We start from the raw sequence: 16,875 nt of genomic DNA on the forward strand, positions 1-16,875 counted from the left end.
TTTGTCATGGCAGGTTAAAAGATTCTTTTCAATCATTCATTCTGCACATTTCCCCGGAAACTTAGGGACGATAAAATAAGGGGATAATGACTGCACAAAATTACGAAAAGCCCGGACTTTCGCAAGCTCGGGCTTTCTGTATCTTGAGGACGTCTCCTTTACCTATAGGGAAATGGGCGACTAGCAATTGATTCTAGTACAACAAAAAAAGACGTCCCAAGAGTAAAGATAAAAGGGATGCCAGTAGGAAATGTGGGGAGGCATCCCTTTTCTAATAGAAGAACAAAGATGGAAGGATGGACTTTCACAAGCTGTGTCTCTTCGCTTTGTCACTTCTCAACATATAATCTTCACACTTCGGTGAAGAAGGGTTTCATATTTATGGAGAGAACGCACTTCAACAAGCACGGGCTCTCCTATTATGTTATATCATTCTAGAGATAGCTCCCACCTCTGCCAGAGGCAAATATAGAGGAGCTATCTAATAGAACATTAAAGGATTTCAAATTAATCCGCAAAGAGAGCAGTAGGGAATGTTACTGTCTTCACCACAGGTGCAGGAGATGTTGCGCTCCAGCTGATTGAAGGAGTAATAGTAACTGTCACTACCAAATCTTTCACAAGACCCTTCAAGGCCTTACCAGCATCTGTTAATATCAATTTCTGTCCAGTAGAAAACCTGAAGTTAGTTTTGTCACTTAGTTCTACCTTAATAGAATATCCATAAAGAGCAAGAACAGCGTCAGCGGTAGTCAAAGTACCAGTGTCATAAGTGTTATTATCTGCAGTCGGCCACATTGCCTTGCCTTTTCTGTCTTTCCATACAATGTCACCTAATACATCAATCTCTGAATCTATGGTTTTAGCTGTATACGCTGTTGTGATACCTTTTTTAGCGTCCGTTGCACCAAATTCCGATTTAAGCAATTCTGATAATGAGATGAATTGAATCTTTTGGTTAGCAATTGAAGCAGGTTCAGTAGCATCGTTAGGCTGACAATTTACATCTACAGAGAATGCCATATTGTCTTTAGCGTGAGCCATGTCTACTGTGAACTTATCGTTAGCTACACTTCCTACATGATCGTCACCATTCTTGTCAACATCATACGTAATGCTGTTGTATATACCTGAAGTAACTCCGCCAGTAATAGCGTTCCATGTAGTAAAGATTGAGCCCATTTCTCTTTCGAGACTGATGCTCTGAATCTTATCAGCATTCTTAGTTTCATTAATCAGAAGAGACACCTTGCCATCTTCAGTCCACATACCTGAAGTTTTTGTAAATACAGGCGTCTTATAATCAACAGTTACCGGTAATTTGAATACAATTTGCTTCGTTGCGTCAACGTCAACTGTCAATACGGCTTCCATAGTACCCTTGTATGCAGCGGTTACTGTCAGTTTCAGGTTATCATATTTAGTATCACCAGAAGCAATACCACTAAACTTCACTTTATCTCCATCGTTAGCCGTGGCAGTTGAGCTAGCAAGTTTAGCAGTAGTAATAGCGTCTTTGATTGCCTTAATATTAGCTGCTGACACAGCAATGTCGGATTTTTCTGATTTATTCCAAACTACCGTCTGTGCTGCCAAAGATTTTGTTTCTATTTGCTTGAAGGTGACAGTCAGTTTAGCCGGAGCAGAGGAGCCACCGACGCTAGAATAATCAATGCCCTCATGAGTTTCTCCATCAAAAGGAATACCATTTGTAGTTATATAGCAGACTTCAACCTTTGCTTCTTGCCCTTTGGTAGAAGTGATGGTTTGTTTGCCGGCTTCGTTCGTCCCCAATGTTACACCTTCAGGAGCATCGGCTGCCAACTTATAATAATATGCATAGACTGTACTCAAATCCATAGGAGTGGTGGTAGCTGCAGCTGCCAAGTCATCCAAAACCTGTACCTCACCAACTTTTGCGGACACTGCTGCATCTACCAGTTTAGTAGCACTTGTAACTGCTTCCGGTTTGATTTTAACATCATAAGCAGAGATTATTTCATTGTTCCATGCGTCTTTTGTACAGAATGCGTATGCTTCATCTGCAGGAAGGGCAGTTTCCAAATTCAAGCCATCTTTTAGTGTAACAGTAAGGTCGTAAACACCACGATTCACTTTGGCTTCGGTAGCACGTGTCAATGGTTTTGCAGTTTTATTTTGTTCAATCTTAGAGATAACAAAATTAGCTTCATTTTGAGAATTCATCAAATAGATTTGATATTTGCTATCAGTAAAGTCAGGACCTACTGGATTAATCAACGCATTCAACACGCCGGAATTAGTTATTAACAGGTCATTTTTCTTAAATTCTTTTTTCTCATCCTCCATACCAAAAGTGAAATCAGCTTTGCATTGAGCATAACTTAATTTAAGTTCCTTTGTTCCGCCTGCAGTGATTTTACCATTCTCAATAGTCACTCCTTCAAGGCTACTAATCAAAGCTGCAGTAGGCAGAATAGTTGTTAATTCTGTTCCAGTAGTTTTATCTTTTACATGTAGAGTAAAGCTAGGTAATCCCTCATTCTGTACAGCATAAACAGTGGCTGACGAATAATCACCTTTCACCCATTTATCTGTAGCGTCATCATAGAAATACCAATAATCTTTTTCAAATTCACCTGTTCCATCACCAATAAAAGGAGATTTTCCGGCAGGACCAGCAGGACCTTCGGGACCAACAGGACCGATAGGACCTTCGGGGCCAACAGGACCGACAGGACCTTCGGGACCAACAGGACCAACAGAACCTTCGGGGCCAACAGGACCAACAGGACCTTCGGGGCCAACAGGACCGACAGGACCAGTAGCACCGGTCTCACCCTTTTCACCTCGTGCCGGTTTCCCAGTATCAACACCGTCTATAAACCAGTTTCCATTTTCTCCAATTTCAACGACAGATCCATCTTTACCATTCACAATAGAATATTTATTTCCATTGTTGAAAGTAATTTCAAATCCACCAGTGATACTTTTAATGTCTGTTACCCAATTACCTGCATTCACTTTTGCTTGCAGTTCAGCAAGACCTGCCGCATTGGCATCAATCTGCGTTTGCAGATTGTCGATGTCATCATCATAGTCTTTACAGCCTACATAAGTGACAGTAGCAAGCGTCAATGCCCCGAAAAGCATTACCCTAACAAAATTTTTCTTCATAACTACTTAAAAATTACATTAATAATATATTATTAAACACTAAGTTTCAATAATAGACCGCCCGTTACTTTGTAGGTAACGGAGAAACCTTTGTTCCTGCTCTTTTGGAGTAGTCAATACGGAAAAATGAAACAATATGCGATTACATTTTTACCCCTGCTTCTTAGAAGCGGCAGAGGGGCGGGAGACCTTTTGCAAAATTTAGAAGTTAACAAAGCCCTAATACAAAGAATCCGCGTGTTTTATTTGTTTAATTCCTGTTTTGAGTAGTTTATTAGAAAAAATGTATGATTTCGTTTGGTTGTTTTAAGAAATATGCTCATATTTGCACCGATATTTCAACCCGTTACCTACAAAGTAACAGAATAAAAATCAAGCACTTACGCCGACCACAGATCGTTTTATAAAATCAAGTACCTGCATATTTGCTTCATCAATTTTCTTATTTCGGAAAGGCTTCAAATAAGTTTCTGTCACGGTGATGGACGAATGTCCCATCGCTTCGGAAATAATACCCGGATGAATTTCGCAATAATACGCAGTCGTAGCCCAGGTATGGCGGGCGGTGTACGAGCTCAACCGGTCTTTGAGTCCCAATGCCTTTCCTAATAATTCCAACTGATAATTAAAATTGCGCAATGCCAGTTGATATTCCCTATACGCCTTTGGCGAACCTTCGTCACTATGAAGAATCGGGAACAAATAAGGCGACTGTTCCTCCCGATTCATATACTTTTGCAAAAGAAACATCGCTTCCGTCGTCAACGTCACAGACAACGGACGTCCCGTTTTACGACGACGATAACTAATCACATTTCCCCGGAGATCACTCTTGCGCAAATAAGCCAAGTCGACAAAAGGCAGTCCCCGAAGCAAGAACATAAGAATGAACAACTCCTGCGCCCCCTTCATGGCAGGAGTGATGGCGTCCGACTGCAACAGACGGGCAAATACCTTCTTCATATCCTCCATATCCAATGCCCGACGGCGGTCTGCCCGCGTACCTGTATATACGGAGCGAAAAAGATGCGGCACGTATGATGCCTTCCGAAGATCGACAGCGCGATTGTAAACCGCACGCAACGTGCGAAGATACGTAGACACCGTATTCCAACTACACCCACGTGCACGAAGACTACCCTCAAAATGCTTCAGCCACTCCGGAGTGATTTCCCGAAACGACAAACGATCGGAACCCTGAAAAGTAAGAATCGCATTCAACGTACTTCTGTATACATGAGCAGTCCCTAAATTTCCACTCTGCTGCAAATCAACAGCCACTTGTTTCATAAACAAAGTAAAACTTTCCTTTTTCATTAAAAATAAATTAATAATTAATATTTACTTTTCCCACATTTTACTTTAGTAAAATACAAAAATATATCTTCAAAAATTTACATACATAAAATCTAAAAAATAAAAACTAAAACATTTACATTAATCATCAAAGTAAATTTCATACATTTGCGCAATTTTTCAAACAACATATTATTTTAACCATTTAAAGTATAAAAAAATTATGAACAACAATGAACCAGCTGCCGAACGCTACAGCATTAATGGATTCAAGTATTTCTCCGAATTGGCGAAGGAGTATTTTCCCGATCTGGCAAACGCTTCTTCCGCCAGCAAAAAAATGCGCAAACGCATTAAAGCAAACAAGACATTGAACGAACAACTGGTTGCTGCGTATTACACCAGCCAAACAATCGATGTCAGTCCTGAAATGCAGCTAATCATCTACCGACACTGGGGACCTCCCCACATTGACTTGCCGACAAACGTTTAGCGCGTAACAGAAAACGAAAACACGGACAAGAAATAAAAGGAAAATCGAACTATATATTTTTAAATATATCATTTATCTTTTATTGTTTATTATGTATTCCACTTTGCGTTCATCACTTTTTTCAAAACGAAGATAACTACCAATCATACAGCTATTTACAGAAAGAAAAAAGCGTTCCACAAAGCGTTAGGCAAAAATGACCGTTTTTTCACTACAAACAAGACCTTCGAATCCCCCCAAACGAAGGCTTTGTTTTTTCTCCAACAGAAGCTCCACCAGTCACAAACAGAAGCTCCACCAACCACCAACAGAAGCTCCGCCAACCACCAACAGAGCATTCGTTCCATCCCCACTCCTTCCCCGGCTTCATGAAAGAAGAAAAAAACAGCCATTTGCGCATCGCGGCACCCTTTATTCATCCACACCCGTCCGCACGGAACCACACCCCTTGCGCATCGCACAAGAACGGCGTACCTTTACAGAAATTTAAAACGATAACCCAATGAACAATTTCAATTTTGAAGCCATGATGGAACATGGTTTTCTCATTATCCCCAAAGCCCTGCTACAACAACAGATAGAAGACCCGAACATAGAAGCCGGAGAAATAGAAGCGCTCCTGAAAATCCTGATGAAAGTAAACTATTCGGACACGTTATACAGCGACCGGCAGCACAAAGACTACCTGTGCAAAAGAGGCGAAAGCATGTTCAGCTACCGCGACTGGAGCCGCATTTTCCGCTGGTCTGTCGGAAAAACCTTCCGATTCATACACGCCCTTGCCATCCTGGGGATCATCGAAATCGTCCCCCATCCCAACAACTCGTCCCTGCATATCCGTGTCGTCGAATACGACAAATGGGTAGGAGCCCCCGACAGCGGCAAGCAGAAAAAGAAAGCCGTCAACGAGAAGTTCCGCCTGTTTTGGAATGAGTTTCACAGCATCACGCAGCTTCCCAAAGAAAACATCGCCAAAGCGCAACGCGAATGGAAAAAATTAAGCGACAAGGAACAGCAACTCGCCATCGACAAGGTAGAAGATTATTATTTCCACCAAACAAACATCAACTACCTGCTCCACGCCGCCAGCTATTTATCCAACAAAGCTTTCCTAAACGAATACTGATAAAACGAATCCCAATTAAACGAAGACTGATTAAACAAACACTGATTATGAATACCGAAAACAGAGTTTCACCACAGGCTCCCGAAATAGAAGAAGCCATCATCGGCGCCTGCCTGATAGAGCAGAGGGCTATACCACTGATAGCCGACAAGCTGCGCCCCGAAATGTTCTACGTCCTGCGCCACCAACTGATCTACGCCGCCATACTGGCTATGTACCACGCCGGAATGAAAATAGACATCCTCACCGTAAAAGAAGAGCTTTCCCACCGCGGAAAGCTCGAAGAGGCGGGCGGAGCGTTCGGCATCACCCAGTTGAGCAGCAAAGTGGCGACTTCCGCCCACCTCGAATATCACGCGCAGATCGTACACGAGAAATATCTACGACGCGAAATGACCTTGGGATTCAACAAACTACTCGCCTGCTCGCTAGACGAAACGATGGACATCGACGACTCGTTGATGGACGCGCACAACCTGCTCGACCGTCTGGAAGGCGAATTCGGCCACAACAACCACATGCGGGACATGGATGAACTGATGACCGCCACCATGACCGAAGCCGAAGGACGTATTGCCAACAACATAAACGGAGTGACCGGCATCCCTACCGGACTGGCAGACCTGGACCGCATGACGTCCGGACTCCAAAACGGCGAACTAGTGGTAATCGCCGCCCGTCCCGGCGTAGGAAAAACGGCATTCGCACTACATCTGGCACGAAACGCAGCCATGGCAGGACATGCCGTAGCCGTCTACAGCCTCGAAATGCAAGGAGAAAGACTGGCCGACCGATGGCTGACAGCAGCCAGCGAAGTCAGTGCCCGCCATTGGCGGTCGGGAACCGTCAGCCCGCAAGAGCTTGCAGAGGCACGCACGGCAGCCGCCGACCTCAAACGTCTGCCGATACACGTAGACGACAGCACCTCGGTCAACATGGAACACGTACGATCCAGCGCGCGACTGCTGCAAAGCCAACATGCGTGCGACGCGATCATTATAGACTACCTGCAACTCTGCGACATGACAACCGGCCAAAACAACCGCAACCGCGAACAGGAAGTGGCACAAGCCACCCGCAAAGCGAAGTTGCTGGCCAAAGAGCTAAACGTACCGGTGGTACTGCTTAGCCAGCTAAACCGCGAATCGGAAAACCGCCCCGCAGGCCGCCCCGAACTGGCACATCTCCGCGAAAGTGGCGCAATCGAGCAGGATGCGGACGTCGTGATATTACTCTACCGCCCCGCCCTCGCACGAATAACAACCGACCGCGAAAGCGGTTACCCTACCGAAGAACTAGGCATAGCAATCATAGCCAAACAACGCAACGGAGAGACGGGAAACGTATACTTCAGGCATAATTCGGCAATGACAAAAATCACCGAATACGTCCCACCGCTGGAATACATGCTGAAACATGCTAAATAGATACAGATTCACCCCGATTCCATACAATTTTATATTACAATATATAGCTGTATGGAATTTCTTTTTTTATTTCATTATTGATATAAAATAAATAGCAAAATACTTGACTTTCCCTTTCAAATTTCGTATATTTGTAATGTCAACAAGGACAGAAAATATTATTACTTAAACCTTAACTTTTTTAATTGTATGAATGTATTAGTGGAGCGCTATCAGCGCAGAAAGTATGTGAATCAGCCGGATTCACAGATGTTGTATTATGTACGCCAGAAATCGGGTACAGTGAGAGTGATGGACATCAACAAGCTGGCCGATGCCATCGAAGCGAACTCATCGCTTACAGCAGGAGATGTGAAGCATTCCATCGAGGCTTTTGTTGATCAGTTGCGCCTGTCGCTTACCCAGGGCGACAAGGTGAAGATCGACGGATTGGGCACGTTCCATATCACGTTGAGCAGCGAAGGGGCGGAAAAGGAGAAGGATTGCACGGTGCGCAATATCCGCAGAGTAAATGTTCGTTTTGTGGCAGACAAGGCACTTCAGCTGGTGAATACGAGTCATGCCACTACCCGAGGCGAGAATAATGTCGATTTCATCCTGGCCGGAAAGGGTGACGGAGAAGACGCGGATGGTGGAAACAGCGGTAGCGGTGGAAGCGGAGAAGCTCCGGACCCGGCAGCTTAATCATTAAAAACAGTGCCGCATGGGTATTACAGAGTGATTTCTACAGTTACTCTCCATGCGGTTTCTGTTTTCTTCTACATTTATTTTTTAATTCTCAATTTTCAATCCTCAATTTATTAAAATGCTCGATAAAATCATAGAGATCATTATGACGATCCTGCCCTTTCTGGGCAGTAATCGCAAAAAGCGCAAAGTAATGGCGCAAGAAGTAAAAGAGTTCAGCGAACTGGTGAAAGACCAATATACTTTTCTGATGCAGCAATTGGAAAAAGTGTTGAAGGATTATTTCGACCTTAGCTCGAAAGTGAAAGAGATGCATACGGAGATATTCTCATTAAGAGATCAGCTGGCACAGGCTGCTGCCTTACAATGTATTAATAAGGAATGTGCACAACGTAGTGCAGCAGAGGCATGATAATGATTCAATTAATGCAAATTATGGAACCTGTGCAATTTACAGAACCTATTCAATCTATTTAATCCATTCATGAGAACTATAAACCTGATAGTAATCCATTGCTCCACTACGCGCGAAGACAAGAGTTTCACAGAATATGACCTGGACGTCTGTCATCGCAGACGAGGATTCAACGGAACGGGTTATCATTTCTATATCCGCAAGAACGGGGATATAAAATCTACCCGTCCGATAGAACGAATTGGTGCGCACAGCCGCGGTTTCAACAAAGAAAGTATAGGTATCTGCTATGAGGGCGGACTCGATTGCAAAGGACAACCGAAAGATACCCGTACCGAATGGCAGAAACATTCGCTCCGGGTATTGATTCTCGCTTTATTGAAAGATTATCCGAATTGCCGGATCTGCGGACATCGGGATCTAAGTCCCGACCTGAACGGAAACGGCGAAATAGAACCGGAAGAATGGATCAAGGCCTGTCCCTGTTTTAATGCTGAAACGGATTGGGATAAAGTCTAAAAAAAAAATAGCTTTATTATAATTTAGGCACGGATAACACGGATTTCACGGTTGCTTTGTACAAGCATAGCACTAACCGTGAAATCTATGTAATCCGTGCCTAATCTTTAACTTATGATTTTGCTAGACTACGCGTTATCAAAGGTTGTTTCAAACCGACGCAATATGCTGTCTAATTTTCCAACGAGGTAAAAAGGTAGATTTATCAATTTGAATTCTTTTCCGTCTGCCGTCTTTACCTCATCCACAGCATAAGGCTGCGACCATATTCTGACTGCAACAGTCTGATTAGAGTGATTCATAAAAGAATGTAAGGAACGCAAGTGGGCGTTATGCCCTGATTTGACTTCAATGGGATAAACCATAGAATCCTGCACCCACACATAATCGACTTCTGCATTAGAACCACTTTTATTACGCACCCAGAAACAACGTTTCTGACTGACTTTATCTGTCAGTGTCAACAGTTCTTGCGCTACAATCTGCTCCGCTATCATACCACGCCAAGCATCCATTATATCTTTTGCTCCCAAAACCTCTTTCTGTACTTGTGCCGCATAATTCACCAATCCTGTATCTAACCAGACCAGTTTGGGCATACGCTTTATTTCAGGAGTGGCCGGAACTTCCGTTGCCGTAGTCGGATAAACTAATTCCAGCAACATCGCCTTTTCCAATAAACGAAAAGCCTCTCCCACTTCCCGAGCATTATAAGACGAACCAGCAAATCCTCCTAAAGTTATAATTTGTCCAGCTTTATGCCATCCTTCTTTTAATATAAAGCGAATCACTTCCGGAAGTTGTTTTCCCAAAGCATATTTTTCCACATCATCCCGGTAGCCTTGCAAAAGAGTTTCATAAGTGGACTCCAAGGATAAAATATCCCTGCGCTCCGCATAGAGTTGCACAACTTCCGGCATACCTCCAATCAACGTATAGATATTAAACAATAACATCAAACGATCATGGAAAGCGAGAGTGATTTCAGGCTTATCTAAAACGGATAATAAAGGTTCTTCTCCAACAGCACCCAGAAACTCGCGAAATGAACAAGGACGCAATGCCATATATTGCACCCTTCCCACCGGAAATGAAACACGTACATCTATCAGGTTTTCTAATAATGAACCGGCAGCAATTACATAAATATCAGGTAATTCTTCATAGAAATAGCGTAATAACGCTACTGCCTTTGCTGAATTTTGAATTTCATCAATAAAAAGTAATATAGTTCCTTCATTCCTTATCTTTCCACAATGTGCAAAAAATAAAGGCATCAAATCTTTTAGAGATACATTCAACTCAAACAAGGATGCTGCCTCCCGTTTCTCCAAATTCAAATACAGGTAATTGTCAAACTGCTTTCCAAATTCGTTGACTACCGTTGTTTTACCGACTTGCCTTGCTCCACGCAATATCAAAGGCTTTCTATGCGTATCGTCTTTCCATCTTTCCAGATGAAATAAGATATCTCTTTTAAACATAAACCACAAATTTATTGATTTTCAGCAACAAAGTTATAAAGAATTTCCAAAGATGGGGCAAAATACCATTGATTTTGTTTCAAAGATGGGGAAAAAGTCTATCGTTCATGTTTCAAAAATGGGGCAAAGCCACCTAATACTGTCGTAAATATGGGGCAAAAAGAACGTATTTACAATCAGCTAATCTACAAATTAGACGACTTACCATGTACTAACTCCAATCGTACATCGTAAATCGTCTAATCGTAAATGAACTTAATCGTAAATTATTTTTCTACTTCACGTCGAATGCAGCATCAATCAACGCTTTCAAGTTCAGATAATGACTTCTGTATATTCCACTGGAAGCATTTGCCGCATTGGTCAGGTCTCTTCTAAGATCAGTCAACTGTCCGCGTGCAATAGTCGGTGCTTCAGAAGGGAAATCGAAAGCTACGAGCGAATAACCACCCAGACTTCCGAGCGAACCGGAACTGTTCTTCGGTTTATCAAGCATTCCAATCAACGCATTGACATAAGTCTTTTGCAAACTACGTTGGGAAGCATCCGGTTTCTTTCCTCCTTGCATATCGCTCCAGATACTCTTCTTCAAATCACGGAACAAATCGTTGGCTGTGTATGCCTTCGCTCCGTTGACCAGTTCGTTGTCCGTCATCTTATCAAGTGTGCGGCTGCTAAGCAGTTGTTTCAATGTACTGCTCTGTACACGGTAGATCGAATTGAAAGTATTGATACCAGTTCTTTCGGACAGTTTATCATCCATCAGCCAGGTCGGTGTGGTAAACAGTTCCTTGTTCAGGAAGTCGACCGCTTTCTTCTGAATATCCTTCGGAACATATTCCACCGCTTTCATGTCTGTCTGTTCCACAGAAATCGGATTGTGGTAGATACCGGCCACATTGGTAGCCACATGGCCCATGTACAAGTCGAATTGTCCCACCACATTCTGATACAAACGGACAGCTTTCATATAACCCTCATTCGGTTCATAAGTCCAGTTCATGATTTCAGGCATCACACGTTTCAGGTTTTTGATTCCATACGAGCTTGCCAGCATGGCATCATCTCCCAAATCTTCACTCTGGTTGCGGGGATCGTTTCTGTCGAGTTCCGTTCCGAACGTATAGCGTTTGTCCTCCCGCAGCTTCTCAATGATCCACTTATTCAAGTGAGGTATTTCGGCTTCCGCCGTTTCATATTCAGGCATCCAACGATAGCCCCATTCAATCGCCCATTTATCATACATACCGATACGGGGGAATATTCCCGAACGTGAAACGTTGTCTTCCGGCTGTGCCACATAGTTGAAGCGTGCATAGTCCATGATAGACGGTGTATGACCGTTGGCTTCCACCCATATTTTGTCTCTAAGTTTCTCTACCGGGACGGTATTGGAAGAACCGAAGTTATGACGCAGTCCTAATGTATGTCCCACCTCGTGGGAAGATACAAAACGTACCAGTTCGCCCATCAGTTCATCGTCGAACATCGGTTTGCGTGCTCCCGGATCAATGGCTCCTGCCTGCACGATGTACCAGTTGTAAAGCAGGCTCATCACATTGTGATACCAGTTGATATGCGTTTCAAGAATTTCACCGCTGCGAGGGTCGTGCACGTGAGGTCCGCTTGCATTCGGAATATCGGAAGGCTTGTACACGATAGCCGAATGGCGGGCGTCTTCCAAGCTCCAGGTAGGATCGTCCGTCGGTGCTTCTTTGCCGAAGATTGCATTTTTGAATCCTGCTTTCTCAAAAGCGGCTTGCCAGTCGTTCACTCCCTGAATAAGGTACGGAACCCATTTCTTCGGAGTGGCAGGGTCGATATAAATGATAATCGGTTTCTTTGGTTCCACCAATTCGCCACGCAGGTATTTCTCGCGGTCTTCGTCTTTGGGTTCGAGACGCCAGCGGGTGATATTCGCTTTATACTTCACTCCTTGCGGATTCTCGTCAAAATCCTTATAGCTCACAGCAAAGTAACCTACCCGGTCGTCGTGCAATCTCGGTTTCATCGGTTCCTTGGGAAGTAATAGCATAGAGCTGTTCAGTTCGTAAGTCAACGGAGTGGTAGAGGTGGCAAAGAAAGCTGCCAGCAGTTTCTCAAGTCCACTGCCTCCTCCTTTCTTCCGCTGGAAGGTACGCACGGTACGTATTTCGATGTTTTGCGGAAAGGCTTTCAGTGTGTCGATATAACTGGCGTCGTCTACCATGCTGCTCGCTCCGATGTTGTCTTTCACCCGGCTGGTGAATGAAAACATTTCGTTGTCCTTACGGATATAGTCGGTCATGTCGATCACATAGTTGGTAGTTTCTCCTTCTTTACGGACAGTTTTCAGCGGGAAGGTGGCCACAATGGGTTGAACATTGGAGTTCAATACGGCCTGATACATACCCAGTGTATCAGCAGAATGTTCGAGATAAGAGATTTCACGCACGAACAGTTTGTCGCCGCGTCCTTTCTCGAAACGGATCACTTCGTCGCTGATGTAATCTCCCGGATAGCCTACTTTACGTTTCTGCGCGTCTACCGGTGCTTTCACAACTCTGTTCACAATCAAAATATCACGTCCGAAAAGAGAGTCGGCTATTTCGAAGAAATATTTACCATCTACGTAATGCACTTTAAAAAAGCCGTCCATTGTTTTGGCTTTGCCGGTGATTACTTTTGCGTAAGGTTGCAGAGCATCTTTCTTACTCTTGGCAATGGAGTCAGCCTTGGCTTTATCCACCGCTTCCGTCTTGCTCTTCTTTTTCTTCTTTTTCTTGAAGATGTCCGTCGATTGTGCTCCGGCCAATGGAACGATCATTGCCAGAATCATCAGAATTGAAACTAATTTCTTCATGCTTTCTTTTTTAATATTTATATACAGATACAAAGATAATAATTATTCGATACCGGCAATGCCATACATATTTAAGTTGTTGATACTAGACATCTTTTCATTCGGTTTGCCTGAAATAGTATATTCCTGTCCATCAATTGTCAAAGTAAAATTATAGGTATAAGTTAGCCCTGTTTCAAAAGGTACGGCAATCATCATATAACAGGTCTCCAAACTGGCACCAAAATACCCGGCAGTTATCTCGAAGCCGCCATTAGGAAGATTATAAGTAATACTGTTTATCGGAGTACCGGAAATTTTACCTGTCGACAAATCTACAGTTGCTCCATCTTCGTAGGCAATCGGATGGTCACAGCTCACCACCACTTTAGTAAATTTCTTACCGACAAAAGAATCCGGGCATCCCGCACCCGGTAAAGTGATTTGAGAAAACAATGGTTTGAATTCTCCCAAAGAAACAGTTGCAGCAGAATAGCTAGATGTAGTAGCCGAAGCATAAGCAAAGCTATAATTACGATGCGGCATAAACTCTGATTCATAATACTCCTGCACAGCTAAGTTGGGCAAAGCGACAGCCTTATAATCTTGTGAAGCTGCGTTATAGGGCGTATAGGCATAAATAGTGTGATCGCCACCCTTAAATCCTGCAGCAAGTTCGGAAGAAGGATTCAGCGTAATATCTTCAGTCACACGACTATCACGATCATATACTATATACGTTTTACCATCCAATTCTGTAGTAGTAGCCACCGCTACTTCCGACGGAGCATACGGCAAGTTATCCTGCGGTTTGCCATCGGACAACACATATATTCCTATCTTGTCCGCTTCAATCCATCCCTGGCTTCCATGGGAATACACATTATAAGCACCGGAAACAGCAATTTTCCCCACTACGGGAATATCTGCATCTTCTTCTTCACCATCGTCACTGCTGCAACTTACTGAAGACAATACTAAAGCTACACAAGCAGCAAAATAAAACAGTCTATTTTTCATACTTTTCTCGTTTAAATGATTAATTATTTACTGATAGGTTATTTTCTTTTTCCAATTAATATTCTCCTTCATAGTTCGTGCACCATACCATGCCTTTCACATCGCCAAACCCGCTAAAAGTCTTCAATTCCAAATCGGGAGCAAAACCTTCGAAGAGACGTACCATCTGGCTCGTGTTTACATCGATGATGGCGATATCCCCATTTTCCTGCGAAAGTGCCAGCCGGAAATTCGGATCAGTGCTATTTCCCCCATAGCCATAAAACTCACAAACAACAGGACTTCCACTGATGCCGGTGATACGGCTGCCTGCTGTGTAAGCCAGCATATGGCTGCGCATCTGCATACTGTATATATAGAGATTCTTATCTCCATCGGTAAAGTAGAAATAAGGGGTCTTTTCAAAATTGGAGGACATCTTAATGACACTTTGCGGAGTCAATAAGGAGCTGCCGCTGAATCCGTATTGATCCGTACCGGTTATCAGGTGAGAGTTATTATCCATGTCTTTTACGGCAAACTCGTGCAAATCATAATTTCCGGTTCCCTGCACGTCAATCAGCGACACGTAGTTTGACCAAAATGTCAGCCCGCCGTTGGAGGCTACATCTTTCTTTTCGTAAGCCCCTATTGCCAGGCAGCGGGTTCCCGCTCCCATATTGTTCACCCGCAACACACCGGAGGGAACTTCCAAATCCTGATCGTATGTTTTGAAGTAGACGATGGCAGGAGTATAAACTGCTCCCCACTGCGGATAATGTGTAATGCCGATAAAACGGGCATTTTGCTCATCATACAAGATACAACGTTCTTCGTCGGCACACCAATAAGTGACGTTGTGGAACGGTGCGAAACAGGTGATACGGCTACCTCCCTCAAACTCATACGGCATGGCGCCGTACTTCCCGTAATAAGGAATCGCTTTATTGTCAGTGCCTACGGCACGGATATACACTTCCCCCTGTTCGGAGCAAATCACGTAATATTCTTCCTTGAATGCGAAGTCCATTATCTTCAAGCCTTCCGGCTCTTTACGGTTTTCAAATTCGTGGGCAAGCCACATGTCTTTTTGCAACGAATTGCCATCTAGCGTGACACTTCCACTACCCTGATTTATCAGGATTTTCGGCAAACCTGACACGTAGGAACCGGAGATAGAGCCTAATACATAATAGTAATAGATCCCGAGCGGGTCTGTACCCAGACCATCTTCGATGATGTTTTCTACATCGTGCGTAGCCCGGAGGCCGGGATTGATGAAAGATAAAGAAGATTTTCCGTCTCCTTTGTTGGAGAGAATCATCCAGCCCCAGTCGAAACTGTTCTTTCCCGTCAAGGTATATTTATTGCTGATGTATGTTTCATTCGTTTCCTTATTGATGACTTTCAGTATCAGTTCGTACGTTCCGCCTTTTTCGAACTGATACTTCAGATGATAACCTGTGTAGATCAGTTCACGGTTCAGATACCATTGAACGGTGAAAAGTTCATCAACATTCCCGATGTCCGTTGAGAAGTTGATGGGCGCATCCATCTCGAAAAGGTCGCCTACCATAAACGTGTAGTCCGATGAAGCGGAGTTCACAAAAGAAACTTTGGTAGAGTTTGTATAGTCATAGTTTCCCAAATCGTCATAACAGCCGGTTATCATGAGAAGCTGCAGGATTGAAATGAATAGTATTGTTTTTCGCTTCATAATTTATTATCAGTTATCGAGAATGGTTTCATACAGCGGTGTCACTCCGTCTGTATCATAATATTGGTAATTGCCTTGCTGCCACTGGTCTTTCCACCAGGCCTTGAAGTCGGCTATCAGGTTGACAAACTCAATACCGGTGTATTTATCCAATGATTCGAGTATCTCACCATCCATGAAAATGATAAAAACACGGTATTTCATATCCGAATAAGTACCCAGATTGGCTGCCGAACTCTGGTTCCACCAAACAGGTTGGGAAATCCGGTCGGTCACTTGAATCGTGACGTGTTTGTATTCTGCCGGACCCACCAGACAGTTTTCCACTGCATCCAGTGAAAGGGTAAGGGTGTAGTCTGTGTTGAGCAGGTCTTCATTGCGATAGACGGTGACTTCGTAGGTGTCTTCCGCCAGTCCGCTATGGAAGATGCCGGAGGTCAAAGGGGCATAGTCGATGCCGGAACGGGCGGTGCTTTTCTCTCCCACTGCGGAAATATCACAGGTGGCATTTTCTTCGAGCAGGTAGCCAAGAAGTGTCATTTTCACTTTCACGGTTCCTTCTCGAAGCAAGGGTGCATCTGTAGCAAAGTTGAATGTTATTTTCTGTGGAGACTTATCGCTCATGTAAGTAAAATAGACGTAATTGTCTCCATTATAAACGTCCAGCTGCTCTTCACTGCAAGAGGTGAGAACGAACAGCAGGCAGAAGATGGTATATGTCAATATTCGTTTCAT

Annotated in this window: 14 protein-coding genes; 6 read left to right on the forward strand and 8 right to left on the reverse strand. The window is 43.7% G+C overall.

All coding sequences use genetic code 11. The features are described 5' to 3' along the window. Nucleotides 1-507: 507 nt before the first annotated feature. Together INE92_RS26815 and INE92_RS10515 are read right to left on the reverse strand one after the other, a co-directional pair. Nucleotides 508-3,156: a collagen-like protein gene (locus tag INE92_RS26815; protein ID WP_229096907.1), complete on the reverse strand. Its 2,649-nt coding sequence runs from the start codon at nucleotides 3,154-3,156 to the stop codon at nucleotides 508-510. 372 nt (nucleotides 3,157-3,528) lie between these two features. Then, on the reverse strand, nucleotides 3,529-4,473 hold the full coding sequence (locus tag INE92_RS10515) for a tyrosine-type recombinase/integrase (RefSeq protein ID WP_004314322.1): 945 nt from the start codon (nucleotides 4,471-4,473) through the stop codon (nucleotides 3,529-3,531). Between the two features lie 202 nt (nucleotides 4,474-4,675). On the opposite strand from INE92_RS10515, the gene INE92_RS10520 reads away from it, so the two are divergent. Continuing rightward, a complete protein-coding gene (locus tag INE92_RS10520; protein ID WP_004300655.1) occupies nucleotides 4,676-4,945 on the forward strand; it encodes a DUF4248 domain-containing protein in 270 nt (89 codons plus the stop codon). 155 nt (nucleotides 4,946-5,100) lie between these two features. Here INE92_RS10520 and INE92_RS10525 read toward each other — a convergent pair whose 3' ends face one another. After that, on the reverse strand, nucleotides 5,101-5,364 hold the full coding sequence (locus tag INE92_RS10525; RefSeq protein WP_004314321.1) for a hypothetical protein: 264 nt from the start codon (nucleotides 5,362-5,364) through the stop codon (nucleotides 5,101-5,103). An 83-nt stretch (nucleotides 5,365-5,447) separates the two neighbouring features. Between INE92_RS10525 and INE92_RS10530 the strand changes: the two genes are divergently transcribed. From INE92_RS10530 to INE92_RS10550, 5 genes are all read left to right on the forward strand, one after another. Then, entirely contained in the window at nucleotides 5,448-6,071 is a 624-nt protein-coding gene (locus tag INE92_RS10530; RefSeq protein WP_004314320.1) for a hypothetical protein, read from the forward strand. 47 nt (nucleotides 6,072-6,118) lie between these two features. After that, nucleotides 6,119-7,498: a replicative DNA helicase gene (gene dnaB / locus INE92_RS10535; protein WP_004314319.1), complete on the forward strand. Its 1,380-nt coding sequence runs from the start codon at nucleotides 6,119-6,121 to the stop codon at nucleotides 7,496-7,498. Nucleotides 7,499-7,687: 189 nt separating this feature from the next. Then, entirely contained in the window at nucleotides 7,688-8,182 is a 495-nt protein-coding gene (locus INE92_RS10540) for an HU family DNA-binding protein (protein ID WP_015532967.1), read from the forward strand. 121 nt (nucleotides 8,183-8,303) lie between these two features. Then, nucleotides 8,304-8,597: a hypothetical protein gene (locus INE92_RS10545; RefSeq protein WP_008648736.1), complete on the forward strand. Its 294-nt coding sequence runs from the start codon at nucleotides 8,304-8,306 to the stop codon at nucleotides 8,595-8,597. 72 nt (nucleotides 8,598-8,669) lie between these two features. Continuing rightward, on the forward strand, nucleotides 8,670-9,119 hold the full coding sequence (locus INE92_RS10550) for an N-acetylmuramoyl-L-alanine amidase (protein WP_015532968.1): 450 nt from the start codon (nucleotides 8,670-8,672) through the stop codon (nucleotides 9,117-9,119). 128 nt (nucleotides 9,120-9,247) lie between these two features. Here the strand turns inward: INE92_RS10550 and INE92_RS10555 are convergent, their stop codons facing one another. The 5 genes from INE92_RS10555 to INE92_RS10575 form a co-directional block, all read right to left on the reverse strand. Beyond that, nucleotides 9,248-10,603: an ATP-binding protein gene (locus INE92_RS10555; protein ID WP_004314315.1), complete on the reverse strand. Its 1,356-nt coding sequence runs from the start codon at nucleotides 10,601-10,603 to the stop codon at nucleotides 9,248-9,250. A gap of 274 nt (nucleotides 10,604-10,877) precedes the next feature. After that, entirely contained in the window at nucleotides 10,878-13,445 is a 2,568-nt protein-coding gene (locus tag INE92_RS10560) for a zinc-dependent metalloprotease (protein ID WP_074705543.1), read from the reverse strand. 42 nt (nucleotides 13,446-13,487) lie between these two features. Beyond that, nucleotides 13,488-14,444, reverse strand: a complete 957-nt coding sequence (locus INE92_RS10565) for a fimbrillin family protein (RefSeq protein WP_004314313.1) — start codon at nucleotides 14,442-14,444, stop codon at nucleotides 13,488-13,490. A gap of 55 nt (nucleotides 14,445-14,499) precedes the next feature. After that, nucleotides 14,500-16,140, reverse strand: coding sequence for a PKD-like family lipoprotein (locus INE92_RS10570; RefSeq protein ID WP_195436025.1), 1,641 nt, complete (start codon nucleotides 16,138-16,140; stop codon nucleotides 14,500-14,502). A gap of 9 nt (nucleotides 16,141-16,149) precedes the next feature. After that, nucleotides 16,150-16,875 (reverse strand): DUF4843 domain-containing protein, encoded by a 726-nt coding sequence (locus tag INE92_RS10575; RefSeq protein ID WP_004314272.1) that lies wholly within the window; start codon nucleotides 16,873-16,875, stop codon nucleotides 16,150-16,152.

It is taken from the genome of Bacteroides xylanisolvens (genome assembly GCF_018289135.1).
In the GTDB taxonomy this organism is placed as follows: domain Bacteria; phylum Bacteroidota; class Bacteroidia; order Bacteroidales; family Bacteroidaceae; genus Bacteroides; species Bacteroides xylanisolvens.